A 25,445-nucleotide genomic window follows, 5' to 3' on the forward strand; every position below is an offset into this window, starting at 1 on the left:
TATGTAATAGTTACCCATGCTTTTCCGCTCTCAATACCCTTGAATTCGATAGTTCCGCTGTCTTTGCTTGTGGGCTTAACTTCGGTTTTCTTAAGGTTATTTGTAGAGAACTTGCAATCCAATACGTCAACATTCTCAGCTACTACTGTAATGGGCTCGCCGATCATGTAAGTAGTCTTTGATGTCTCAAATTTTACAGTTTCTTTATTTGTAAGTTCTTCATCAATAGCCTTGAATTTGTCTGCATTACGATTATTTGCAAATTCTTCAGCTGTAGAACCTTTATAACCGTATATAACATCAAAATCAGTAAAACCGTCGCTTGGTATTTCACATTTAGGGTTATATACAGTGATGCTGATCTTATCGGTAGCAGGAACATTTTCTACCTTTACGTTACCAGGTAAAATAACATTTCCCGATACAAAATTGTGTATCTGTTTGCCTATTTTAGTTATATTTTCAGGTATAATAAGATCATCGATATTTGTTCCAAAGAACGTTTCATCTTTGATCTCTGTCATTGTAGAAGGTATTTTTGCATTCTTTAGTCTTACACAGTATTTAAATGCACTGCTTCCAATGTCAGTAAGTCCTTCATTGAGTTTAAGGTCTGTAAGCACCAAACACTCATAAAATGCTTTTTCGCCAATACTCTCAAGAGACTGCGGCATTTCGAGCGTAGAAACAAGCCTGTTGTCGGCGAACGCAGACTTTCCTATAGTTTTTAATCCACTTCCGAACTTTATGCTTTCAACTGAATAACAACCTGCAAAAGCAGATTCACCTATAGTTTCAAGACTGTCGGGAAGTTCAAGAGATTTTAATCCCGCACAGCCGCAAAATGCGGTAGTACCTATTGTTTTCAGTTTGCTTCCGAAAGGAAAGCTTTCAAGCTTATTCAATCCAAAGAAAGCGCTGGAGCCAATGCTTTCAAGTCCTTCACAACCTTCAATGCTGACAATGTTCATGCAGGGAGCGAAAGCCTGATCACCTATAACCTTAACATTTTTACCTATAACTATTTTCTTTATCTGAAAATATATTGAAGGAGATGAAACTTTATACTCACCAGGATTTAAATTATACTTTACAACAGGCACTCCGCCTACTTCATCAGGTATAATAAGTGTATCATCAACTAATTTATCTATATATGCAACTTCGAGTCCGCCTTCACATTCTGCAAATGTCATTCCATACTTTTTAAGACACTCTAATTCGTCAATAGCAGAAAGTTCAAATTTCTCGTAATCGCCGTTTTCGTACTGCTCGGGAGTACAAAATCTTACGTTGTATTTTACAGCGAATTCATGTGCTTTAGATTCTTCATCACATACGATCAGGCACTTATCCCAATTGCTTTTTTTGCTGACAGTGTTTATAAGAAGCTCGCATTCATGGTTTTTGATTATAATTTCAGCATTAGCATTATAATTTGTACTCGTTGTTGCAGGGCTCATACCAGCAGGACAGTCATAAAGCTTTTTTACACCTTCGGGAATAACAAGCTTCTTGATACTGGTTCTTGCGAATACAGAATCGCCGAGATATGTAACTTTTTCGCCGATCTCAAACTCAGATAAAAGAAGACAATTTTCAAATGCCATATCACCAATACGCTCAAGATTGCTTCCACCATTTACCTTAGCAAGGCTAACACAACTCTTAAATGCACATGAATCTATTCTTCTCAGTTTGTCATTAAGTGTTACTTCTTTAAGTAAAGAACAATTTTCAAAAGCGTAGATATCAATGCAATCTACATTCTCACCGAGAACGACCGTTTCTATAGCTGTATCTCTGAATGCAGAATATTCGATGTTTGTTACGGGACAGCCGTTTACTTCTGCAGGGATAATAATATCCTTCAGTTTAGTATCAGCAAGTCCTTCAACAATAGCAGTGTCTCCTCTGAAGGAATACTTGATGCCATTACTTGTGACAATTTCTTTTGTCGAATCAGCAGCGTATGATTTGCTGATATTAAATGTGTTTGCAGTATTAAATGGATATGCTCCCCCAACGAGCACAAGTGCCATTACCGCAGCAATAATTCTTTTGATCTTCATATTTTTTACTCCTTTAATATCATTAGCCTTTCGGCTTATATTGCATTATATATCTAATTTACCATAAAAGCAATATTTCAAGTGTGAAATTTACAATTTCGTAACATTTACAAAAACACTTTTGGGACAAATAATATATCTTAAACAACGCTATTTGTCAGTTTCAGACACTTCAAGCTATTATATGCAAATTGTTTTCAACTATTATTTCAGCTTTTTATCGAATACGCTTAATCCGAGTAAATGAATCAAATAGAAAAACCATGCAAGCATAATGAGCTTACATGGCTTTTCATGTATAAATCTATATCATTATTTCTGAACTGAGTTTTCAGAGTAAGTTGTAAGAATTGAAGATGCATCAACGCTGTCTATGGCACCGTCACCATTGTAATCTGCAAGATACTCCATTTTGGCTTCGGTTACAGGAGAGATATCTGCTTCAACGGACATCTGAGAATAGTATTTGAGGACTTCGCACGAGTCAACTGCTGTTAATTTGCCGTCAAGGTCAACATCGCCTGCTTCCTTGTCCTTGCAGAGCTGCTCGATATATGGTCTGATATCGCTGAGGTCAACAAGTCCCTTTTTCTCAAGGAGCTGGAGGTAGTAGATATCAAGCTTGTACTGAGGCTGTTCAAAAGGCCAGCCTACAGCGGCTTGGAATAGCATGAAATCGCCGAATGTTCCGGGGATATCATCATTGTCAAGCTCTACATTCCGGTCGATAAAATTCCACATAACAGCAGGAAGTATGCTTTCCTCAGCAGTTATTCCTTTGGCAAGGTCGTTAATATACAGCTCAAAGACATATGAATCCAGATAGTTTATCTCGCCGTCCTTGTTTATGTCGAACATATCATTTTTGAGACCGCTTTTCAGCACACCCTTTGCCTCATCTATCAGTGCTCTGTAAATGTCGTTATCATGCATATAATCGTGATCTGCGATAGCTGTATGATACTTTTCGGACTGTTTTCTTTCGTAAATATTATTATTCTGACTATCTGACTTGTTAAAGAATTTGTTTAATATCCATGATAACTCATCTCTGAAGCTATCACTTAAAGAATGATCGCAAAGGATAAGGTCTCCGTGATACTGCACATAATACAGACTGCTCATATTTATCATATCAAGCTCTGTATTGCTGACGATATATCTTGCGATAACTTCAAATACCGTCTGATCGCACAGGTACATATCGTCATTGTAGTGATTTATAGACGAATAAACATAGTCGTATAACGGCTCGCACTTATCCCATAGGTGCTGCTTGAACTCCTCTGACATAGGAAGACGCTTGCGAAGAGGATTATCTTTATCGTCAACGATCCATGTCTGACCGTTGATAATTTTTTCGACATTATTAAACTGTGCGAAATAACCTTCCTTGCATATCGGACCGCCCTCATCGGCAGAAGCCACTTCATAGATATAAATATCGTAGAGGTCTTTCAGATCAACGACTCCGTCCTCATTTATGTCAAAGCTGTACTTGTCTGCGTCATAGTTTTCAACGAATCTCTTATAATATGCGTCATTATACTTATCAAAGGTATACTCATTAGGAAATATATGGCTTCTTAAATCATAGAAGAAATAGTCTATAAAGCTGTTTTTGTTCTCGTCCGAACCATAGGTATAGCTCTCATCAACATAAACATTATGAAGCAGCTTTTCTCTCAGCTCGTCAGGAGCATCGGGAGATACTGTTCTGTGAACGTGCGTAACAGGATCTGTATTCGCAGGGAGCAGATATTCGGTATTATCTATATAATTTCCGTAATCTTCCGGCATATACCTGAGTTCACATACCTCTCTGAGCAGATCGGTATCGAGAGTATCTACAGCTCCATCCTTGTTGAAATCTCCGTATGCAGCACATCTTGCAGCATAGCCCTCGGGAAGCGACTGCGGCTCGTTCATAAATGTGAAAAGCGCATATGAATCGAAGATGTCCAGCTTTCCGCTGCCGTCAAAGTCCATTTTATCGAGATTATCCTCGATGTAAAGGACAGCGTCCGTGAGAGGACCGAAAGGCTTAGGGGTGTACATGGCTTCTGCATTTGCAGGCATCTGAACTGCGCCTGATGATGCCATAGCTGCTGCTGAGAGAGCAGCAAGATATTTTTTTACGTTTACGACCTTCATTCTGATTACCTCCTTGCAATCAATATCACTTAGATCTGTTGTTATCGGTATTTGTGGAACAGTTGTATCAGCTGTCTGAGCAGTTGTTGCAATAACAGGTGATACTGCATTTGAATTTGTATGTGACACAGCCGATGTTATCACTGAGGACGTGCTTTTTGAAGCTGAAGAAACTGTGGTAACCGCTTTCTTTTCTGTTTCTGAAACAGCCGTTGTGTATGTAATTGTATGTTCTGAAGCGTTATACACAGTTGTAACGGTCTCAGTCGGGAGCACCGTTGTCGCATCAGTAAATGATATTACCTCGTTATCCTTTAAAGGCTGACTATAGGAGAAATAGTTAACAGCTCCAACTGTTATCAGACCTGCAGCAGCTATGGCTGAAACCGTGGCACAGGCTTTTTCTATGCGTATACGCTTTTTCTTCTTCTGCTCAAGATATTCGTCCCTTATCCTGAATACTGCATCAGCAATATCTTTAGTATTTCTCATAAATAAAGCCCTTCCTTTCCAGTTCAATTTTTAACGACTTTCTCGCTCTAAAAATCAGATCGCTGACCTGTCGTTTGGCTTTGTGCATAATTTGAGCAATATCCGAAGTATCAAGGTCCTCAAAATACATAAGGTAAAGCACCTGATAATAATCAGGATTAAGGCGTTTCATAGCTTTATAAAGTTCAACATTCTGCTCTTCCCTAAGAAATTCCTTCTCTGTATCTGTGACATCGGATATATGCAGCTGCTCATCAAGAGATAGATCTGAAATTTTTTGATTTTTCCTCAGATGGTCGATTGCACAGTTCCTCGCAATAGTGAACAGCCATGTTTTAAATGAACATTTTCCTTTGAAAGCAGGCTTTTTTATAGCAAGCTTAACAAAGGTATCCTGCATTATGTCTTCCGCAAGATTCATATCATTCACTATACTATTGAGGTAAAGCGACATTCCCTCATGATATTCATCAATTATTTCTATTAATCCATTATCATCACCATCAAGGAAACGGCGGTAGCGATCTGCATCGTTTCCCATATGATTCCCTCCTTAAAATATTAAGGCAAATTTGCTTTCTATATATTAGACGTATGAACTTTTGATTTTACGCATCTAAATTTTACAAATTTCAGATTTTTTGTAATTTTCAATTATATCATATCATTTCAGCTATAATGTGTCAATTATAATATGTATAAAAACGAATCCGTGATATCCTTATATAATTACTTATCAAAGATACATAAACGCCATTGATTGTTTAACTTATTTATTTCATTTAAGTATAAATGCCAGCAGAAAAATTACATATTACAACATAAAATTGTTCTGATTATTTCCCGATTCTATTTTTACATTATCAAAGTAATACCATCCTTTCCAAAACGTAAATATATTGATATATTATTGCCTATTATATCATGACATTACTAACTAATTAATCATATTTTGCGGTATTGTGACCAATAATTGCTGAGGTACAATTATATGCTTTACAATACATTCTTATATGATGTATATTATTTTTAAGAGTTATTGTACAATAGTGTTATGTTTTAAGTTGCAAAAAACATACACTATCCACATAGCTCAAAAAAGTCGCTGTAAAACTAAAGCGAAAATTTAATTAACTTTATTTGGGAGGTACTTATGAAAAAACACTTTAATTTTAATGAAACAAAAGTTATTTTAAAGCGTTTCATGAAAATCGGCACATCTCTTGTACTGGCATTATCCACCCTGAGTTTATTTCCGTCCACTCCTAAACAAGCTGTATTTGCCGCTGATACCATAAAAATAATGCCTTTAGGCGATTCTATCACATACGGTATGGCTGATGAAGGCGGTTACAGAAAATACCTGAGTTATTTTTTACAGCAAAACGGCTACAGCAATGTTGATCTTGTCGGTCCTGAAGGAAAGGATTCGGCTTCTTTCAATTATAACGGTCAGAAAGTAAATTATGACGACAATCACGCCGGTTACAGCGGTTATACTATAACAAATCTACAAGGAGGCTGGTTTGGTCAGCTCAACGGTATCCTTGAAACAATGCAGGGCGGAGATTATATAAAAAAGTATTCTCCTGATATTATTCTTCTTCAGATTGGTACTAACGATGTGTCAAACGGTCATCTGGACGGCTCGGAAGAACGGCTGCATACTCTTCTTGATTATCTGAAAGAAAAAATGCCATCTGACGGAAAGATTTTTCTTACAACTATACCGGATCTTGGCAATACAGGCTGGGGCGGTAATTCAAATGGAGATATCGCAAAATACAATGAACTCATTAAAAAAGTAGCAAATGACTACAGCAGCAAAAATGTTATTTATGCTGATATCCACAGCGTAATTGACGCTTCTAAGGATCTCGCTGACGGAGTACACCCGAATGCAGGCGGCTACGAAAAAATGGGAAAATACTGGTTTGAAAAGATTGAAAGCTATTTAAAATCTCCCGATATTTCACAGTCCTCTGAAACTACTCCACCCACTCCCGTAAATAACGATCCAGAGTTTATATATGGTGACCTTGATGGCGATAAGACAATAACCTCCCTTGATCTGCTTATTATGCGAAAGGGGCTTATCGGTGATTTCAAGGATAATTCAGTAAAAAAAGCTGCTGACATAGATCAGAACGGAAAGCCAGAAATAGCTGACCTTGTCCAACTACAAAGCTTTATCCTCGGTAAGATAAAGGAATTCACAGTTGCTGAAAAACCAACTACCGAAAAGCCATTTTTTGAAAAGACATACAACTTCCCTTCCGTAAATCAGCTAAAGAGCTCAAAGGATATCCCTGATCCGTTTATTTTTATGGACGGTTCAAAAGTTGAATCAACTGATGACTGGTGGAAGCGTCAGAATGAAATAAGCTGTATGTATGAGTATTATATGTACGGCAAATGGATAGACGGTTCAGACGACGAAACAACATACAGCATCAGCGGAAACAGTATGACTATTAACGTCAAGCGTAAGAGTACAGGTAAAACAGCTTCCTTCAAAGCAATTATCAATCTTCCTAAGAACGTTCGTCACGAGGGCGGAGCTCCTGTTATTTTAGGTATGCACAAGGGTGTTTCCGAAAGCACTGCTACATCAAACGGATATGCTGTAATAACATATGACAGCGACGGTATGTTCAACGCTCCCGGTACAGCACAGGATAACAACCAGCATAAGGGCGCTTTCTACGACCTTTATCCATATGGCAGGAACTGGGACGAACAGACAGGCGACCTTATGGCGTGGTCATGGGGCATAAGCAGGATACTCGACGCGCTTTATGCAGGTGCCGCTAAGGAACTCAATATAAATCCGGACAGTTCTATCGTAACAGGCGTTTCAAGATACGGCAAGGCAGCAGCTGTTTGCGGAGCTTTTGAGACACGTATCAAGATGTGTGCTCCTTCATGCTCCGGCGCAGGCGGACTTGCACTTTACAGATACAGCTCCGTAGGAAAAACATATGATTTTTCAAGCAAGGGAGGTTCTTCATCTTATACATATAAGGAAAATGAACCTCTCGGCAGCTTACAGGCTTCAGGTGAACAAGGCTGGTTCAACGGAAGATTTATGGAATTCAGAGATGCAAACCAGTTCCCTATGGATCAGCATATGCTGGGTTCACTCTGCTGCGATCCGAACAGATACCTCTTTATAATCGGCTCATGTGAGAGCGAAGACTGGGTAAATGCACCTTCTGTATGGATGGCATATCTTGGTATGAAGCATATCTGGGATTATGTAGGCTTATCCGATCATCTTGCTATCAATATTCATAAATCAGGTCATGCAGTTATAGCGGAAGATGTCGAAAAAATGATCCAGTACTTCGATTATCACGTTTATGGAATAAAGTCTAAAATAAACCTCGACGAGCTTCAGACTTCTGTTTTTGCACTTCCTAAAAATAAAGACTCCTTCGCTGACACATTTGCTTCAAAGTGGCTATACTAAAGAGTAACGCAATTTCACAAGAATAATTAAAAAAATGCGGGCATAGAACTGTCCGCATTTTTTTTAAACATACTTATTTACTTAGCTTGCCGACAACTGCCTGTCTGAGTTTACCGTCATCAGTACATGATATAACAGTTATCCTGTCATCGCCGAATTCATTCAGTACTTCTGTCTTGTCGGGAGAAATTATCTGATAATCCGTAACGACATAAGTGTATTTTGTGCGATTATCGTCGATATCAGTTACGTACATGGTATCACCCTTTTGCACCTTGTCAAGATCATTGAATACCTCGGCATATATGGTGCTGTTATGACCTGCAATGCAAAAATTCCCATGCCCGGGCGAACCGGTCCCAACAAAATGTCCTGCCGATGCTTCAAGCTCTTTCTTACCCGTTCCTTCAAGAACAGGAACTTTTATTTCAAGCCTTGGTATTTCAAAAACGATATTCTCTTTCAGCAGCTTACGCAGATAAATCTCTCTGCTGACCTTTCTATATGTAAAAAATCCAAGTACAGAAAGACCGCAAAATATCATGGCATAGCCTAAAATGCGCAGTTTTTTCTTTTTCATATTCTTATTGTATATGGCAGCATCGACTTTAAAGCCGATGCTGCCTTTGTGTTTTAGCCTTCTTTTCTATTTCGTATAACTATCACCGCACCGCCAAAAGTTACCATAAAAGCAAGAAATGCAATTGCATTATAATCTAAAGGATAGCCCGTCTGCGGCAATGTAGTAGTTTGTGTTGTTGTACTTTCACTCGTTGTAATTTTGGTTGTAGTTTTTTTAGTTGTGGTACTTTCTGTTGCTGTGCTTTCGGTAGTAGTTTTCTCGGTTGTAATACCTTCTTTTGTTGTACTTTCGGTTGTGGTAGTAGTAAACGATGTTGTTGCAGTGCTTGTATTTGATGAAGTTGTCGTATCGGGCGGTGTTATATCCTGCTCTGACTTTCCGATGACATTAACAACACTTACAGGTGTAACAATATTTAATTTGTCATGTCTTGCGCTTATTACATTTCTACCGGGTTCTGAAAACTTCAATTGACATCTTTTATTTTTATCTATATAAATACCTGTATTTTTACCGTTTAATACTATCTCAGCACCTTCTAAGGAATACTCTTTAACCTAAAAATCATTACCGTCAAATTTTTGATTTGGTAAATTATCCCCCCAAAGACTAAACGAATATGTTTTATCCAATTCATATAAATATGAATCTTCTATAAAACCTTTAACCAAAATGTCACTTAATTCGTTTTTATCCTTGTATATGAATACGGTAATTTTATCACCTTCATATAATCTTGAATAAATTCCCAAAAGTAGGTCGTTAAATGAAGCCTGATATCCACTCCATGCATTATTACATTTTTTTCCCCATAGCTTTTCAACATCTCTTTTACCATCTTGACCAACTATTACATTATATCCTAAAGCAGCACCGCCTGAATAATGCTGTTCATGAGCACAGTAAAGCATTTCATCTCCCCAAATAGCTCCATCATTATTGAGATCTTTAACATAAATTGGCTCATCAGCAAGTATAATATTATTATTGTCATCTATTAAAGTTAAATATATACGCATATCATCATACTGATCCATATAAAGCTCGCCACTCTTGTCAAGATAAACTTTACATTTTGTATTAATAAGAGAAATATAATCAATTAATTCAGAAGAATTACAATACTTACTAAAACCGTCAGTAAATACACCTGATTCATCACAACAAACGTCAAAATTCCAAACATCAATTTTACCAACAATATTTATTTTTTGTCCTTTAACAAGTGAAATACCGCACCTATGCGCTTTTATTGCAAGCTTACCGTTAAGATTAATCGGCATATTAGCCTTACAGTTTATGCCATACTCGAAATCAGAGCGAATATATGCATCTGAAATATTCAATATGCCAGTAGAAGATTCAGTGTATATTCCTGATGTACAAGAAACAATCCTCACTCCATTAAGATTAATTTTCCCAGAATAACCTTTATCAATATAAACCGCTGCAAATTTACCAGTAGTATCATAAATAATATTTCCAAAACCGCCAGAAACATAGCCGCCCATAAGATTAACATCAGTTGCATTTGCGCCTACATATATTGCGATTCCATAATATGAACGAATATAACCATTATATAAATTAAAGACTGAATTGTCATTTAATTTAATTGTGGGTTTAGTATTATCTTCCATTTCCTGAGTAACAACACCTCCGTATATTAATGCATTATTCGCAATGATATACGCTCCATAGACATCAAGCTTACCATTAACCTCAAAAAGTGACTCGTATGTTGTACCTTCAATACCTTTGTCCGGCAAAATACCACAACTATCTCTTATAGCACATTCGCCATCAACAACAATTTGCTCAATTCTAACTGCTTTACCGTTAAGATCAAGATCAAGCCTATCGCTAACAGTTATCCTGTCCGTTTCAACATCACAACCAAGTTTATACTTACCTGACGTAGGAAGCGACGTTTCGTCTGTCCACAGTATGGCTTCATCATCATTTGATTCTTCTGTCTGTAACGTAACTTCATCATTTTCAGCTGCTGCATTGAGTGGCATAATACCGAACATCTGAGTACATGCTATAGCAATAGCCGCAAATACAGATATCATTCTACCGATGTATCTTTTCTTTAACATGGAAATACCTCCTTTTTGTCATTTGTTTTGTGATGATATATGAAATTTACTATGCCTTATTATATTATATTTATACAAATGTGTCAATATCTTTCACACATTTTCAAGCATTTTGTATATTACCAACCATAAAACTACTATAATTTTATCCGGATATTAGAATAGATACAATTAAACTCATAAACAAGTTTTTACAAATGGCTGAGCCAAAGAGCCCGCTTTTCTGCAAAAATAGTGACAAATATCACTATGAAAGTGACAAATGACACATTCCAAATCCTCAAAAAGTATGCTATGATTATTACAGTAAAGGACGGATATATCCATTTCAACGTAAAAAAGACATTATAATACAAAACGGAGGTTGAGAAAAATGAAAAGACATTCAAACAAAATTGCTGCATTACTTATCAGCATATCAACGATTTGCAGCGGCATAACAGCTATTTCAGCAGTAGCAGCATCTGAAAAAACTATACAAGCTCAAAAAGAGATAATACTCTATGATCAATCAGAAACTTCAGAAAAAAAGAATACTGATTTTTCTGAGATCAACTTAAAACGTCCAAATAAAAATCAGAAAGATTTCAGCTTCGCATACCAGATTACAGGCAAAGAACCTTTAATTGAACTTGGCGTTGACGAAGAAAAAGGCGATTATATAGTTGTTATCAAAAGAGCGAAGCGTCCAAATAATGATATAATTGAAATAGTACTTAACAGTCTCCCTGAGGAGCTTGGAACCGCTTTATTGAAGGCTACCGGCTCCAATAACGGCGGTGCGATCTTCTGTACAGATATGACCTCTGATATGATAGCAGAAACAATTGACATTTTATCACCTTTATTTGAAGTATACGTCTTTGATAAGACAAATGAATATGAAGAAGTTAAATTAAATGTAAGAGCCAATATAAGTTCATGCGTACTCAAATACGGTGAAACAGCCGAACTAAAAGCATACGCCGATGGCGGTATAGGTGATCTATCATATAAGTGGTTCAAAAACGGAGTTATTATAAAGGGCGCAACATCTGATACATATACTGCAACTGAGCCTGCGAGATACTCCTGCACAGTTACCGATTCCGTAGGTCTCAAAAGTTCAACAGGTACTATAAATGTAGTATCAACACTATCGTTCGCTAAGCTCCCTGAAAATGTCACTATCATTCAAGGCAGCAGTGCTGATATGTCAGTTGAGATATCAGGCGGACTTGCTCCTTATACATACCTTTGGTATAAGAACAATGTCGAAATACCGAATTCCAACTCTGCCACATATACCGCAACATCAGCAGGACAATATAAATGCAAGGTAACCGACTCACTCGGTCAGTCGATAACAGGAAGATACGGAACAGTTTCAATTGCTCCCGAGCTCAGAATATCTGTTGATCTGAACGAAAGCCAGATAACCCCCGGAAGCGGCACACGCCTTCGTATCCAAACATCAGGCGGCTACGGTTCGCTTTCATATCAATGGTATAAAGACGACTCACCTATCAGCGGAGCAAAATCTTCCGACTATGTAACTTCTACAGCAGGCAATTATTACTGCATAGTAACTGACAGTCTTGGTCAGACCGTAAAGAGCAAAGTGTGCAAGATCGTTGAAAAGCTCAGCATCGCATCTAACCCGTCTTCAGCTATTATCGCGCCGGGAAAAAGCGCAAAGCTCAGTATAAGTGTCAAAGGCGGAGCAGCTCCGTATTCTTACCAGTGGTACAAAGGCGGAAATCCAATATCATACGCAACATCTGATTTCTATTACGCATACACAAGCGGTTCATATTACTGCGTAGTAAAGGACGCTTTAAATCAGGAAGTATCCTCATATACAGCTCAGATTACGGTTGCAGATAAACTTGCTATAACAAATAAACTTCCTGAATCATTAATACTCTATCGTAAAGACAGCGGACACACTTATACTGTATATACAACAGGCGGATACGGCAGTAAAACATATCAATGGTACAAAAACGGTACTATTATTTTAGGCGCAACAAAGAGTACATACACCGCAACTTGCGGCGGAACATACTTCTGCAAGGTAAGTGACAGTCTCGGACAAACAATTTTCAGCAATGAAGCCAAGCTTTATGACGAGCTTTATTTATCTTCACAGTCGAGTGACAAAATCATTAACAAGGGCGTTTTTACAACTCTGAGCGTTTCTGTCACAGGCGGCTCACCGGAATATACTTACCAGTGGTATGAAACAGGCATCAAGATCAAAGGTGCTACAAGCTCCAGCTACAGAACAACGACACCCGGAAGGTATTCCTGTGTAATAAAGGACTCTTTAGGTCAGAAAGTTGAAACAGGATACATAAACGTTATCGAAAAACTAAAGATCACAAAACAGCCTGTAAAATGTGCTATTATGGCAACATATACATCAAAAACACCTGTTTCCGTCAAAACATCAGGCGGATATGGCAGGGTAAGATATCAGTGGTATCGAAACGGTCACGCAATAAGCGGCGCAACAAGCAGCGACTATAACATATACGCTACAGGTAATTATACCTGTAGGATATGGGACGAATACGGTCAGACACTAAAGACAAATATCTGCTATGCCTGCCTGAAGCTTCAGCAGACAGGGAAAACACAGGGAACAACTATCAAAAAAGGTACAAGTCTTCCTGTATCGTTCAGTGTAAAGGGAGGAACACAGCCGTATTCATATCAGTGGTATAAAAACACATTTAACAATATGATAACGGGCGCAACAAGCTCTGTATACAATGTTACCGAAACAGGATACTATGCCTGCAGGATAACAGACGTATCAGGACAGGTGCTTTATACCGATTACATAAGCGTTCTTGTAAAGTAGCAACTGTAAAAATCAAATTAAAACTTCTGCAAAACAGCGTATGTACATATGATACATACGCTGTTTTTGATAAAAAACTACTCTTTTCCCGTTAAAAGCTATATATTTTTCGTAATAATCACCCATTCCAATACATAACCTTCTCTTTTCGATATTGTTTGACACATAAAAGGATATGTGATATAATCATTGTGTTATTTATTTTTGCAACTTTTTTACAGGTCGGTGTAAACAATGAAAAACAAACCTATTCTTATAGTTATGCTTACTTATAATGACAGAACTGTCAAAAACGCCTATGAAATTTTTGACAGCTGTAAGAATACTAAAGCTCAATACTGGGGCTTCAAGGAAGAACCTCTTCCGCATGATGAAATGAAGTCTCTTTATAAATACATGAAGGAATGTGGAAAGACTACTGTTCTTGAGGTAGTTGCTTACACCGAAGAAAAATGTATTGAAGGAGCTATGCTTGCTGTTGAGTGTGGCTGCGACATTCTTATGGGCACTGTCTATTCAGACAAGATCAATGAGATATGCAAAAAAAACAATATAAAGTATATGCCTTTCGTTGGCAGCGTTACAGACAGACCTTCGGTACTTGAAGGCAGTATAGACGATATGGTCGCTGAGGCTAAGTCATATATTGCAAAAGGAGTTTACGGTATTGACCTTCTTGGCTACAGATATACAGGTGACTCTTACGAACTCAACAGACGTATTGTCAACGAAGTAGGCTCACCCGTATGCATCGCGGGAAGTGTTGACAGCTTCAAGCGTCTTGATGAGATAAGCAGCATATCTCCGTGTGCTTTTACGATCGGAAGTGCTTTATTCGATAATAAATTCAACGGCAGCTTTGCCGAACAGATCGATAAGGTCTGCGAATACATCGAGAACAGCGGTGAATAAATAATGCTCAGACGTTTCTATCCATGTGCATATGTCAGAAGTGTATTTTCAATAGACTATGCAAAGCTGTATAATAAGGGATTTCGTGCTGTTATTTTTGATATTGACAACACTCTCGTTCATCACGGTGACAATTCAACTCCCGAAGTGGACGAGCTTTTCCGTAAAATACATAATACAGGCTTAAAGACCTTGCTTCTTACAAATAACGATGAAGAACGTGTACTAAGGTTTATAAAGAATATTGATACTCAATATATCTGTGATGCAGATAAGCCAAAGCCTGCTTCATATATGAAAGCAATCGAAATGCTTGGCGTAAGCAAAGAAGAAACTGTTTTTATAGGCGATCAGATGTTTATTGATATAATAGGTGCAAACCGATGCGGTATACCGAGTATTCTTGTACACTTTATTCAGCTGCCCGAAGAAAAGCATATCGGTAAAAAAAGATATATTGAAAAGTTTATTCTGTGGTTCTACCGCAGAAACAAGAAGTACAGAAGCCAACTGGGCGATATTTACATAAAAAAGGAAGTTGAAAATGCTCTGGAACAAAGATAAATTATTTTGTGATCTTAATCCTACCTGCTACGCTATATCCGAACAAAAAGGTATATGTATCAGGCATATCAAAAATTTTCTGAATAAAACAAATTATGCCGAAACAAGATACAAAAGAAAACTTCCAAATCTTGTATACAGACAGGATTCTCACCTCATAAAGCGCGGTCCCGGCATTGATCTTACATTGCAGATAAACAAGGCTGTAAATATCCGCCTTGCCTGCCAAAGGATCAACGGACTTATAGTACGTCCCAATGAAACCTTTTCCTTCTGGCATACTGTTGGCAAAACTACAAAACGCCGCGGTTACAAGGACGGAAGAGTAATCGTTCAGGGGAAGCTTATCCCTGGAATAGGCGGCGGACTTTGCAACCTCAGCAATACTATTCACAGAACTATACTCCATAGTCCCCTTGAGGTGACTGAATTTCATTCTCATTCAGATGCACTTGCCCCTGACGAAGGAAAACGAGTTCCTTTCAGTTCGGGAACTTCTGTAAACTACAACTATATAGATTACAGATTTATAAATAATACAGATCAGAATGTTCAGCTTCTTGCATGGTGCGATGAAGATAATCTCCACATCGAACTGCGAAGCGATAAGGAATTCCCTACAACATACAAGCTTGTTGAGGAAGATCACCATTTCCGTAAGGAAGGAAGCAAATACTTCAGAGTATCCAAGATATATAAGCAAGTCTTTGACAGAGCATCAGGCAAGCTGATATCAAAAAATCTTGTACTCGATAATCATTCCGAGGTAATGTTCGATCCTTCATTAATTCCCGAAAATCAGATAAAAGTATGACAATAGCCTTGCTCCGAAACGGAGCAAGGCTCATTTTATTATTTAGTAAGCTTATGAAATATCCTTGATCTTTTCGCCAGCAGCAAATAGTCTCAAAGCAAAAACGGGAAATCTCCTTATAAAATCATGTAAAAAATGCTCTGAAAAGATATTGTTTATAGTTTATCTATTGCTATTTATATAATATAGATATATAATATTATTGTATAATAATCTACTCTAATATCATAGTATCTAAAGCTGTTTTTCTGTTAAATAATATACACTCTATAACAGAAAGGAGAAAATATGGATATACAGAAATTTGCCGATACCTTTTTTTCTCCTGCTTGTATCGTATCGGTTCAAAAGAAAGCTGACGGCGGTTATGGGGATATCCGTCTTGCAGCAGGAAATAAAAAATATATTGAAATGATCGATATGCGGATAAACAACAAGGAGTTCTATGTTTCTGAAGATGCCGGAGATACGTTTGTCCCGAATTCACTGTACAGTAAATATTTCCCGAAAAGCCGAAGCTTTGAGGACGTATGCTACAAGGCTGCAATACAGAAAATACCTGTTCACACATACGGTCATGTAGATAATGTGGATATATGGTTCGATATCTATGCTGTCCCGCTTGAGCTTGAAGACGAAGATGTCTGTTACTGTGCATACACCGTTACCCCAAGCAAAAATGCAGATATTATCTTTAATACAGCCAATACCGTACAGACATCGAATGATGTACTAAAAACCTGCATCAAGCTTCATAAAGCCAATAATCTCAAAGACGCCATGGAAAACGTTATTTCCGAGATACGAGCTATATGCAAAGCAGAGTGCTGTACAGTGCTGCTGCTTAACGATGCCGAGGCAACCTATTCTATACTTGCAACAGACTTCAAGACCAACAGCAAGCTGAAACGTGTCACGGAATTTGAGGGCTTCTATGATATTGCTACCTCATGGATCAGCATGATAGGAAACGAAAACGATTGCATTATCATTCAGGATAAAGCTGATATGGATTATTACAGCCGAATAAACAATCCCTGGTATCTTACACTTGTAGAAGCAGGCGTTGAAAGCGTTGTACTCTTCCCTCTCCGTCAGGGACTCGAAATTCTCGGCTTCATCTGGGCAACAAATTTCGATACCGATGATACAATGCGAATAAAGGAGACCCTTGAACTTACTACCTTTTTTGTTTCGTCTCATATAGCCAGATATAAGGTTATCAAACACCTTAAACATATGAGCTACACTGACGCACTTACAGAGCTCCCAAACCGTTTTGCCTGTACAGATCATATCGCAGACCTTATTAGCCGCAGAAAAAAATTCACTGCTGTATCTATAGACCTTAACCACTTCAAAAGCATAAACGATTCTCTCGGACTTGAAGCAGGAAATCAGGTGCTTATTGAAATCTCCGAACGCTGGAAGGCTTTATCGGGCGATGAGACTACTGCCGTGCAGAATTTTATCACGCGAATAAACGGCGATGAATTCATGCTGGTCATATGTGATTACAACTCAGACGAAGAGCTAAAAGACATCATAGAGAAATATGCTGATGCCCTAAGCGAGCCGCTGACAGTAGACGGCTGTGACCTCTACATAACCGCAAGCTTCGGATACGCAGAATACCCGACAGATGCGCAAACGGCTGATTCCCTCATTTCGCACGCAGACGCTGCTATGAACGAGATAAAAAAAGCCAACAGCAGTGACCATATCCTGGGCTTTACTTCTGATATTCTCAGAAATGAGCATATCCTCGAAGTTGAGAACAAGATAAGGGCTGCCCTCGAAAATAACACTATTTACTTCAATTTACAGCCACAGTATGATATGGACCATAAACTCCGCGGCTTTGAAGCACTTGCCCGTATGAAGGATACAGACGGTACCCCTATCTCACCCGGTGAATTCATACCTATAGCCGAAAAGGTCGGTCTGATCGACAAAGTAGACAGCATGGTCTTTCAAAAAGCAACACTGTTTTTCAGCAGTCTTATCAAAAAGACAGGTCTCGATCTGACTCTGAGTATAAACGCATCGGTAAGGCATATTATGAAAAACGGGTTCGTCGAAGAAATATGTGATCTCATCAAAAACAGTGGTCTTTCAACAGATCAGCTTGAAATAGAGATAACCGAATCTATACTTATAGACTCTGCCGAAAAAGCTTTACAGTGTATAAACGAGCTGAAAAGCATAGGTGTAAAATTTGCAATAGACGATTTCGGCACAGGCTATTCATCACTGAGCTACCTGAACAAGATACCTGTAAATCTTCTGAAAATCGATAAATCCTTCATCGACAGGATAAATTCTAACGAATCCTCAAATCAGTATGTCAAGGCAATGATCTCAATGGGTCATATCATGGGACTTGATGTTATCTCAGAGGGTGTTGAAAAGTCTGAACAGGTAGAAGTGCTCCGCAGTATCGGCTGCGACTTTATTCAGGGCTTTATATGGGGACGTCCTATGTCCGCAGAAGATGCTGAAAAGCTTGTTTCAGATATTGCTAATAATACTGACTTCTCACATTAATATTACTTTTTTCATTACCAATATACCTGATACTTAATTAATATTACATAATTGGAGGTATAAAAATGAATCTACAGCAAATCGCAGACAGCTTTGTGCCTATGACCTGCATTATGTCTGTTCAGGTCTTTGATGACGGAAGCTATGGAAATATCCGTATAGTTTGCGGAAACAAGCCATATGTTGATTCTATAGAAAATCCTGATAATATAGCTTTTTCTGTAATGTTGAAAAACAAATTCATACCGGATTCGCCATACGAAAGATATATTCCAAAGGACCTTAATTTTGAAGATGCGTGCTATCGCTGCGCCGTTATGAAAAAACCGTTCCACACATATATCCACCCCAAAAGATATGATTTCTGGGTAGATATGTATATGATGCCGCTCACTGCCGATGAAGGCAATACATATTATCTTGCATACTCTCAGGAACTCACTTCCGATGCTATCAGCAGCCGTATGTCAAATCTTGATGCTGCTGTTACATCAGCTGTAATTGAGACCTGTATAAAGCTTCGCGGTACAAAGGACTTTAAAAATACTATGGACGAAGTTATAAGTGACATAAGAAGCCTTTGTGAAGCTGATAAGGTGTGCCTGATACTTACCGACGCACAGAAACGAAGCTTTTCCGTGCTAAGTGAAGCAGCCTCTACTCCCGAAGGAAATTATCCTGTTGAAGACTATCTTCGTGCCAACTACGAGGATTTCTATGATATCATAGAAACATGGGAAGATACTATTGCAGGCAGTACCTGTCTGATAATACAGAATGAAAAAGACATGAGCGTTCTTAATGAACGAAATCCCGTTTGGTGCGAATCCCTGAAGCTGGTAAACGTAAAGACTATCGTCCTTTTTCCATTGAAGAACGATGATGAGACCATAGGATATATATGGGCACTCAACTTTGCAACAGAAAAAACTACACAGATACGTGCAACGCTTGAAAGCTCTTCGTTTTTCATTGCTTCTGAGATAGTCAACCGCCAGCTTATGGATAAGCTAAGGAAAATAAGCTCCTTCGATATTCTTACGGGTGTAAAAAACCGAAATGCGATGAATCAGAGAATTGACGATATTATTGATGGCAAAGATAATCTTCCCGAGAAAACAGCTGTTATATTTGTCGACCTCAATGGCTTGAAGCAGATCAACGACAACGGCGGTCATGCAACAGGAGACAGACTCCTGAAGCTTTCTGCCGATATATTGAAAAACACATTTGCCGACAGCGATATATACCGCGCAGGAGGCGATGAATTCATGGTACTGGCAGCAAATATTTCGGAAAAAGAACTTGAAGAAAGACTTGAAAGCCTGAGATTGTACAGAACAGGTTCGGAGGAAGTCAGCTTCGCTCTGGGATATTGCTATTCTGAAGGTGAAATTGATATCCGACAGGCTATGAGCGTTGCCGATAAGCGTATGTACGCTGATAAACAGTTCTTTTACGAAAAATATCCTGAACGCAGAAGAAAATAATAAATAAACAGTCACAGGAACATTTATGAACCTGTGACTGTTTTTGTTTAAAAGTATTTTAAAGATTTTCATTTTTCAGTGCATCAATAGGATTATCTTTTTTGATCTTTGACATTGAGAACATCATAGTCGAGAAAACAACTATAAATACACTTAGAACAGCAACTATAACAGCTGCCCACGGAATATAGAAGTCAGTATCTACGCCCTCATTTACAGCCTTGTATATAAAGAAGGTAACGAGCACTGATACCGGAAGTCCCCAAACAAGTGCCTTTGTACCATACATGATACATTCATAATTAAGCATTTTTCTCATTCCGTTTGTGGTCATGCCTACAGATTTGAGCATAGCAAAATCTCTTCTTCTGAGGTTGATATTAGTAGTAATGGTATTGAAAACATTAGCTGCTGCAATAAGGGATATCAATATGATAAAACCATATGCAAAAACCTTTACGATTATGACCATATTTCTTTTTGACTCTACCTCGTCAGCATAGTTATAAAGCTCCGCTGTAGAATATCCGTTTTCTTTAAGTGAAGTTTTGAGAGCCTCATATCCTCCGAATATATCATCTGAATTAATACTGAATGAAATATCTCTGATCTTATCTGCGCTCTCGCCGAACACTGCTCTCAATGCGCTGTAGGGATAAACAACAGTCGCCATTGATGACTCGATAAATCCTGGCTTTTTATCGGTGATGGCACCTACATGAACAGTAAACTCTCTGCTGCACTTATCAATAGGTATTTTTTTAGTGGTATTATCGTTTATATCTTCGGCATACTTTTTTACATAAATAGCATTTCCATTATCTAATTGATAGAAATAATACCCTTCTATGTCATCATATATACGAGAAGTCATATCGAAATCAGGTTTGATGAAATATCTCACACGCTCTGTTTTGCCTGTTTCAGTATTAAAATCAAGAGAATTATCAACAACTATACCCTGAGGGCTCTCTAAATTCATATACTCATCAGCATCAAGCTTACATTCCTCTGCAAATTTGCGGAACTTCTTATCCTCAACAAAACTAAGACCAATATATTGATATGCTTTATCCGGCTCTACAGGAATATAACCTGTATCATCGTAAATATACTCTTTTTCAATAACTTCTTTTCTAAGGTTTTTTCTTTCTATTGCAAAACAAGCACAATCATCGACTGTGTACGTTGAATCTGTGATATGTTCGGTATTCTTTATAAGCTCATTGATCTTTTCTGGTTCCGGCACATCATCATTATTATAAACATAATAGCTGTAATCCATTCCAAATGTCTCATACGTATCGCTTACCGCCCCTACAAGATAAGCAGTGAAAGCATAAGCAGATACGAACAAAACAATACTCATAAACAGACTTATTATAGTAGCACGATACTTCTTTTTGCTTCGTTTGAAGTACTTATGAGCAAGCATACCCGGAAGCCCGAATATTTTAGTAATGATCTTAGGTGTCCTGATATATTTTTTCTGCTTGATATCCGAATTCTGCCTGATAGCTTCAACAGCCGATATCCTTGTAGCCCTTTTTGAAGGTATCCATGCAGAGATCATAATAGTTACAAATGCGATTATGCAGGCAGCTACTATAGCTACAACCGAAACGCGCACACGCATAGGCTCGGCATAATTATAATCGGAGAAAATAGTAAATTTACTTCCAATAGCAAGAAAAGTGATCCACATACCAACGATACCGACTATTATTCCAAGCGGTATACCGATAATGCCCAATGTTAACGCCTCAAACCGCACCATTTTTCTAAGCTGCTTCTTTGTAGCACCGATAGAAGAAAGCAGACCAAACTGCTTTGTCCTTTCTGATACCGAAATAGCAAAGGCATTATATATAAGCATTATAGAACCGAACATGATAAGACCGATTATGACAGCAGCCATACCCAAAATAAAGCTATAGAAGCTATCGTATCTTGATACGCCTGTAAGAAGCAGCACCTCACTGTGAGTTCTGCCGCCAAGACCGTTTTCTTCCTTGAAGTCGTATATATCCTTCGCTTTCTTCATTCGGTAGAATACATCAGCTGCCGTAAAATCATCGACGTCATCAGGAACGGTAAGCGCAGTATATCCCGGGGCAAAATAATCCTCGAAATCAGGACGCATATATTTACCTACAACAGTAAATTCTCTTGTCTCCCTGACGTCAATATATTCCGCTGTAAGAACTATATTATCATTTGATCCAACAGCTGTCATCGGATTTTGCTGTGTAAGTATATTGTGCTCAAAGTACTCCGAATCTTTATCGCCTGTTGAGATACCTATTTCAGCAATCTTATCGGGATCAGCCTTTCTGTCACCTATCTCCAGAGTGATCTTGTCACCTACATTATAGTTGACACCACCGTTATCGTCAAGATGCTCGGGAATAAGTATCTCATTTCTGTTCTCGGGCATACGTCCCGTAATAATATGAACAGGTATAAGACCGTCCATATTCTCCTCAAAACCGCATATATACAGATAAGGCTTATATTCATTCTCACTGTCGATATCCGCATAGCCGATATAGCTGAGGCAGCCGGCTCCCGACACCTTATCCGAGTTTTTTATTTTATTGTACACACCGATATCGCTGGATTTTTCATATCCGTGCCATTTTCCTTCGGTATACTCAAAATAATTAACAGCATAACGCTGAACAGAAGCTATAGATGTAGTTACAGCACAGATAAGAGCTGTTGAAAGAATAATACCTATAATAGTAACTATAGTCCTTGCCCTGTTCTTTTTCAGCGACTGTATAGTTACCTTGCTGAATATATTCATTTTCGTATCACCTCATCTCGTGTGATCCTACCGTCTTCTATAGCAAGGATCCTGTCAGCCTGAAGTGCGATATTCTCATCGTGAGTGATTATTATAAGTGTCTGATTGTATTTCTGATTTGAAAGCTTCAGCAGCTCTACAATTTCCTGACTGTTCTTGCTGTCAAGATTACCGGTAGGCTCATCTGCCAGAACTACTGCGGGAGCGTTCATAAGAGCTCTTCCGATCGAAACACGCTGCTGCTGACCGCCTGATAACTGATTTGGAAGATGCTCCTCACGGCCGTTCAGCTTTAGAGTAGTTATTAACTCCTTCAGACGGCTTTCATTTACCTGCTGACCGTCCATAAGGACCGGAAGTGTTATGTTTTCTGTAACATTGAGAACAGGGATAAGATTATAGAACTGATAGATAAGCCCCACCTGTCTGCGTCTGAAAACAGCCAGCTGCTCATCATTCTGAGCATATACATCATTACCGTCCATAAATACATTGCCCGACGTAGGTTTATCTACACCACCAAGTATGTGCAGAAGAGTAGATTTTCCCGAGCCCGAAGGACCTATTATTGCGATAAATTCTCCTTTTTCGACTGAAAAGCTTACATTGTCAAGCGCATGGACTTCATTCTCACCGCTTCCGTAAGTTTTACAGAGATTTTCAACCTTTAATATTTCCATAAGAGCACTACCTTTCTGAGTTTCTGAATACATTTTACCATGTCAATATGACTATTCAGTGACTCTAAAATAACAAATCCGTCACAAAAACAAAAGGCAGGAAATCTCCTGCCTCAGACTGTAGTCTTATAAAATTTTATGGTAAACATCGCGCCGCCGCTGTAATTCTCCGCTTTCAGCGTACCGTTCTGACCTGTAACTATCATTCGTGCAAGCGCAAGCCCTATACCGAAACCACCCTTATCCTCAGATGAACGTCCCTTGTAAAAACGCTCAAAAATATGAGGAAGGTCCTCCGAAGCTATACCGCTTCCGCTGTCGGTAATAATTATCTCGGAGTAAAGCGAATTATCCTTACCTATCACCTTGATAGCACCGCCGTCGGGAGTATGCTCCATACAGTTCTTGACGATATTTCCGATAGCCTCACAGCTCCACGCAACATCACATTCAAGCTCCCCCTCAGCCTCGACCGTAAGTTCCTGACCGTGAAGCTCTATAGGCACTCTTACAGGCATACAAGCCTTATCAAGCAGCTGCTGCATAGTAACTCTTTCTTCATGAAATTTTATGGTTCCCGCATCAAGTTTAGACATTTTAAGAAGAGCGGTTATAAGCCAGTCGATACGTGAGAGAAGCCCGTAAAGCTTATGAACTGTCTGCTCACGCTTTTCAAAGCTCATATCAGGTTCTGAAAGCATAGAAACAAGTATATTTATAGAAGTCAGCGGAGTCCTTATCTGATGCGAAACATCTGCAAGGAAATCCGCAAGATACATCTTGTCCTCCACAAGCTTAGACTGCTGCTCACGCAGTCTGATTGTCATTTTATAAACCTCACTCTGAAGCAGAGCAAGCTCACCCTCAGTATATTCTTCAATGCTGATATTTTCTTCACCGTGAAGAATTTTGTCGATATTACAGGTCAGCTCCGTTATTTTCCTGTATCTGAAAATAAGAGTAGCATAGTGTACAGCAGTAAATCCGAGGCATAGTATGATCACAGGTATAAGAAGCCTGTCGTCAAATATCCATGCTGCAATTATTGCAACAACAGACAATGCCCCAAAAACAATAACCGAATAAAAAACATCTGTATTTCTCAATATCTTCATCATAAATCGACCCTGTATCCCATACCTCTCACAGTCTTGATGATAGTAGGATTTTGCGGATCGTCCTCTATCTTTTCCCTCAGGCGCTTTATGTATACGGTAAGGGTATTGTCATTTACAAACTCTCCTGCAATATCCCATATAGACTCAAGAAGCTTCGTCCTCGTCATAACTGCTCCCCTGTTATTGATAAAAACAAGGAGGAGCCTGTATTCAAGTGCTGACAGAAACAGATCCCTGCCGTTTTTACTTGCTGTACCCTTTACAGTATCCACAAGCACATCGCCCAGCTGAGTAACATTGCCCGTACTGCCTGTAAGTCTGAGAATATTCTTTATTCTTGATACCAGCTCACGGGGACGGAATGGCTTGGAGATATAATCATCCGCACCGAGATCAAAACCTGTAACAGTACTGAATTCGTCACCGGAAGCAGTAAGGAATATAACCGGTATGCAGGTGTTGCTCTTTATAGCTGAGCACACTGCAAAGCCATTTCCCTCAGCAAGAGAAACATCGAGCAGTACAAGATCGAATGTCTCATTTTCCACCATTTCAAGTGCCTTTGTCTGACCGTTTGCATTTTTAACGCTGAACCCCTCATCGGACAAATACTCGGTAAGATTGGCAATAATTTCCTTGTCATCTTCCACAAGCAATATTTTGTTCAAAACCACCCAACTCCGTTCAAATAGTCTGTTTAAAGAGTATTATAACACATTTTTCCCGGCAAATCAATAATCAGGATAATAATTTAAGGGACTGATACATATCTCAGTCCCTTATTGCCA

Annotated in this window: 17 protein-coding genes; 7 read left to right on the forward strand and 10 right to left on the reverse strand. The window is 38.6% G+C overall.

Annotated features, from left to right (window positions below):
* The 3 genes from BUB28_RS03835 to BUB28_RS03845 form a co-directional block, all read right to left on the reverse strand.
* The coding region (locus BUB28_RS03835) for a leucine-rich repeat domain-containing protein (RefSeq protein WP_139277504.1) at positions 1-2,072 on the reverse strand (2,072 nt) is incomplete at its 3' end.
* A gap of 312 nt (positions 2,073-2,384) precedes the next feature.
* Positions 2,385-4,718: a dockerin type I domain-containing protein gene (locus tag BUB28_RS03840; protein WP_072948957.1), complete on the reverse strand. Its 2,334-nt coding sequence runs from the start codon at positions 4,716-4,718 to the stop codon at positions 2,385-2,387.
* Positions 4,705-5,259: an RNA polymerase sigma factor gene (locus BUB28_RS03845; protein ID WP_072948959.1), complete on the reverse strand. Its 555-nt coding sequence runs from the start codon at positions 5,257-5,259 to the stop codon at positions 4,705-4,707. The genes BUB28_RS03840 and BUB28_RS03845 overlap by 14 nt, the downstream gene beginning before the upstream one ends.
* Positions 5,260-5,871: 612 nt before the next feature.
* Here BUB28_RS03845 and BUB28_RS03850 point away from each other — a divergent pair.
* On the forward strand, positions 5,872-8,190 hold the full coding sequence (locus tag BUB28_RS03850) for a glucuronyl esterase domain-containing protein (RefSeq protein ID WP_072948961.1): 2,319 nt from the start codon (positions 5,872-5,874) through the stop codon (positions 8,188-8,190).
* Between the two features lie 73 nt (positions 8,191-8,263).
* Here BUB28_RS03850 and BUB28_RS03855 read toward each other — a convergent pair whose 3' ends face one another.
* The 3 genes from BUB28_RS03855 to BUB28_RS03865 form a co-directional block, all read right to left on the reverse strand.
* Positions 8,264-8,770, reverse strand: a complete 507-nt coding sequence (locus BUB28_RS03855) for a class D sortase (RefSeq protein WP_081373368.1) — start codon at positions 8,768-8,770, stop codon at positions 8,264-8,266.
* A 53-nt stretch (positions 8,771-8,823) separates the two neighbouring features.
* Complete coding sequence (locus BUB28_RS03860) at positions 8,824-9,243, reverse strand: LPXTG cell wall anchor domain-containing protein (protein ID WP_072948966.1); 420 nt, start codon at positions 9,241-9,243, stop codon at positions 8,824-8,826.
* A gap of 87 nt (positions 9,244-9,330) precedes the next feature.
* Positions 9,331-10,875, reverse strand: coding sequence for a hypothetical protein (locus BUB28_RS03865; protein WP_072948968.1), 1,545 nt, complete (start codon positions 10,873-10,875; stop codon positions 9,331-9,333).
* A 373-nt stretch (positions 10,876-11,248) separates the two neighbouring features.
* Between BUB28_RS03865 and BUB28_RS03870 the strand changes: the two genes are divergently transcribed.
* From BUB28_RS03870 to BUB28_RS03895, 6 genes are all read left to right on the forward strand, one after another.
* Positions 11,249-13,723 (forward strand): immunoglobulin domain-containing protein, encoded by a 2,475-nt coding sequence (locus BUB28_RS03870; RefSeq protein ID WP_072948970.1) that lies wholly within the window; start codon positions 11,249-11,251, stop codon positions 13,721-13,723.
* A 234-nt stretch (positions 13,724-13,957) separates the two neighbouring features.
* Positions 13,958-14,635, forward strand: coding sequence for a hypothetical protein (locus BUB28_RS03875; RefSeq protein ID WP_072948973.1), 678 nt, complete (start codon positions 13,958-13,960; stop codon positions 14,633-14,635).
* 3 nt (positions 14,636-14,638) lie between these two features.
* On the forward strand, positions 14,639-15,199 hold the full coding sequence (locus BUB28_RS03880) for a YqeG family HAD IIIA-type phosphatase (RefSeq protein WP_072948975.1): 561 nt from the start codon (positions 14,639-14,641) through the stop codon (positions 15,197-15,199).
* Positions 15,180-16,013, forward strand: coding sequence for a VanW family protein (locus BUB28_RS03885; RefSeq protein ID WP_072948978.1), 834 nt, complete (start codon positions 15,180-15,182; stop codon positions 16,011-16,013). Before BUB28_RS03880 ends, BUB28_RS03885 begins: the two co-directional genes overlap by 20 nt.
* A gap of 288 nt (positions 16,014-16,301) precedes the next feature.
* Positions 16,302-18,560, forward strand: a complete 2,259-nt coding sequence (locus BUB28_RS03890) for a sensor domain-containing phosphodiesterase (protein ID WP_072948980.1) — start codon at positions 16,302-16,304, stop codon at positions 18,558-18,560.
* 65 nt (positions 18,561-18,625) lie between these two features.
* Complete coding sequence (locus BUB28_RS03895; protein ID WP_072948982.1) at positions 18,626-20,050, forward strand: sensor domain-containing diguanylate cyclase; 1,425 nt, start codon at positions 18,626-18,628, stop codon at positions 20,048-20,050.
* 58 nt (positions 20,051-20,108) lie between these two features.
* Here the strand turns inward: BUB28_RS03895 and BUB28_RS03900 are convergent, their stop codons facing one another.
* The 4 genes from BUB28_RS03900 to BUB28_RS03915 all read right to left on the reverse strand — a co-directional run bounded on the left by BUB28_RS03900 (position 20,109) and on the right by BUB28_RS03915 (position 25,325).
* Positions 20,109-22,859: an ABC transporter permease gene (locus tag BUB28_RS03900; protein ID WP_072948984.1), complete on the reverse strand. Its 2,751-nt coding sequence runs from the start codon at positions 22,857-22,859 to the stop codon at positions 20,109-20,111.
* Positions 22,856-23,539 carry an ABC transporter ATP-binding protein gene (locus tag BUB28_RS03905; protein WP_072948986.1) on the reverse strand — a complete coding sequence of 228 codons (684 nt, stop codon included), beginning with the start codon at positions 23,537-23,539 and terminating at the stop codon, positions 22,856-22,858. Before BUB28_RS03905 ends, BUB28_RS03900 begins: the two co-directional genes overlap by 4 nt.
* Positions 23,540-23,652: 113 nt before the next feature.
* A complete protein-coding gene (locus tag BUB28_RS03910) occupies positions 23,653-24,657 on the reverse strand; it encodes a sensor histidine kinase (RefSeq protein ID WP_072948989.1) in 1,005 nt (334 codons plus the stop codon).
* Positions 24,654-25,325 carry a response regulator transcription factor gene (locus BUB28_RS03915; protein ID WP_072948991.1) on the reverse strand — a complete coding sequence of 224 codons (672 nt, stop codon included), beginning with the start codon at positions 25,323-25,325 and terminating at the stop codon, positions 24,654-24,656. The genes BUB28_RS03910 and BUB28_RS03915 overlap by 4 nt, the downstream gene beginning before the upstream one ends.
* Positions 25,326-25,445 lie beyond the last annotated feature (120 nt).

It is taken from the genome of Ruminococcus flavefaciens (assembly GCF_900143025.1).
Taxonomy (GTDB): Bacteria; Bacillota; Clostridia; order Oscillospirales; family Ruminococcaceae; genus Ruminococcus; species Ruminococcus flavefaciens_I.

What these genes read in the sequence shown, in the direction of transcription:
- BUB28_RS03840 (WP_072948957.1), bottom strand. Translation starts at nt 4,718, where the DNA reads ATGAGAAATACTAAAGATATTGCTGATGCAGTATTCAGGATAAGGGAC.
- BUB28_RS03845 (WP_072948959.1), bottom strand. Translation starts at nt 5,259, where the DNA reads ATGGGAAACGATGCAGATCGCTACCGCCGTTTCCTTGATGGTGATGAT.
- BUB28_RS03850 (WP_072948961.1), top strand. Translation starts at nt 5,872, where the DNA reads ATGAAAAAACACTTTAATTTTAATGAAACAAAAGTTATTTTAAAGCGT.
- BUB28_RS03855 (WP_081373368.1), bottom strand. Translation starts at nt 8,770, where the DNA reads ATGAAAAAGAAAAAACTGCGCATTTTAGGCTATGCCATGATATTTTGC.
- BUB28_RS03865 (WP_072948968.1), bottom strand. Translation starts at nt 10,875, where the DNA reads ATGTTAAAGAAAAGATACATCGGTAGAATGATATCTGTATTTGCGGCT.
- BUB28_RS03870 (WP_072948970.1), top strand. Translation starts at nt 11,249, where the DNA reads ATGAAAAGACATTCAAACAAAATTGCTGCATTACTTATCAGCATATCA.
- BUB28_RS03875 (WP_072948973.1), top strand. Translation starts at nt 13,958, where the DNA reads ATGAAAAACAAACCTATTCTTATAGTTATGCTTACTTATAATGACAGA.
- BUB28_RS03880 (WP_072948975.1), top strand. Translation starts at nt 14,639, where the DNA reads ATGCTCAGACGTTTCTATCCATGTGCATATGTCAGAAGTGTATTTTCA.
- BUB28_RS03885 (WP_072948978.1), top strand. Translation starts at nt 15,180, where the DNA reads ATGCTCTGGAACAAAGATAAATTATTTTGTGATCTTAATCCTACCTGC.
- BUB28_RS03890 (WP_072948980.1), top strand. Translation starts at nt 16,302, where the DNA reads ATGGATATACAGAAATTTGCCGATACCTTTTTTTCTCCTGCTTGTATC.
- BUB28_RS03895 (WP_072948982.1), top strand. Translation starts at nt 18,626, where the DNA reads ATGAATCTACAGCAAATCGCAGACAGCTTTGTGCCTATGACCTGCATT.
- BUB28_RS03900 (WP_072948984.1), bottom strand. Translation starts at nt 22,859, where the DNA reads ATGAATATATTCAGCAAGGTAACTATACAGTCGCTGAAAAAGAACAGG.
- BUB28_RS03905 (WP_072948986.1), bottom strand. Translation starts at nt 23,539, where the DNA reads ATGGAAATATTAAAGGTTGAAAATCTCTGTAAAACTTACGGAAGCGGT.
- BUB28_RS03910 (WP_072948989.1), bottom strand. Translation starts at nt 24,657, where the DNA reads ATGATGAAGATATTGAGAAATACAGATGTTTTTTATTCGGTTATTGTT.